This is a genomic window from Serratia sp. 506_PEND (genome assembly GCF_001076875.1).
GTDB classification, from domain to species: domain Bacteria; phylum Pseudomonadota; class Gammaproteobacteria; order Enterobacterales; family Enterobacteriaceae; genus Serratia; species Serratia marcescens.
Map to the genome: position 1 here is coordinate 1 of NZ_JVEL01000429.1, position 626 is coordinate 626.

The window sequence follows — 626 nt, forward strand, 5'->3', positions numbered from 1 at the left end:
GCCAGGATGCGGAAAAATCGGACTTCACCCAGCTCATTGAAGTCTCACTGGCGTACCGCAAGATTACCTGGGATCACCTCAAATCCGGTTCGTCCGGCAGCGACGACTGGCGTAAGCCGGTTGCCGCATAACCGTCATACCGCCCGGGCTTCGGCCCGGGTTATTCAGTGCTGAGGTGTGGCGCCGGCCAGACCTGAACACTGAGAGAGACATTGACCCCGAACGGTGAAAGCCGGGCGTGCGGTAGCCATTGCCCTGAGAGAGGAGAGTTGACATGGCGGATGGTACGGGACTGCAGTTTACAGTCAGGATGGAGAAGTTATCTGCCAGCACGTTTGCGGTGGTGGAATTTGAGCTGAAGGAAGCCCTGAATGCACCGTTTGCGCTGAGCCTGAAACTGGCAAGCCCGCAGCCCGGGATTGATTTTGGCGACGTACTGGACCAGCCCTGTGAGCTGATGGTCTGGTACAACGGTGAACTACAGCGGCGGGTCAACGGGATCGTGAGCCATTTTGCGCAGGGGGATACGGGATTCCGGCGTACCCGTTACGAGGCCATTGTGCGACCGGCGCTGTGGCGTACCGGACTGCGTACCAACTGCCGGATTTTCCAGGTGAAAAAGCCGC

Annotated in this window: 1 protein-coding gene and 1 pseudogene; both read left to right on the forward strand. The window is 58.9% G+C overall.

Features of this window, described 5'->3' with window-relative positions; genetic code table 11:
- Positions 1 to 131, forward strand: a pseudogene (locus ADK28_RS31000) (type VI secretion system tube protein Hcp); the annotation flags it as partial.
- A 143-nt stretch (positions 132 to 274) separates the two neighbouring features.
- The coding region (locus ADK28_RS16395; RefSeq protein WP_256364573.1) for a contractile injection system protein, VgrG/Pvc8 family at positions 275 to 626 on the forward strand (352 nt) is incomplete at its 3' end.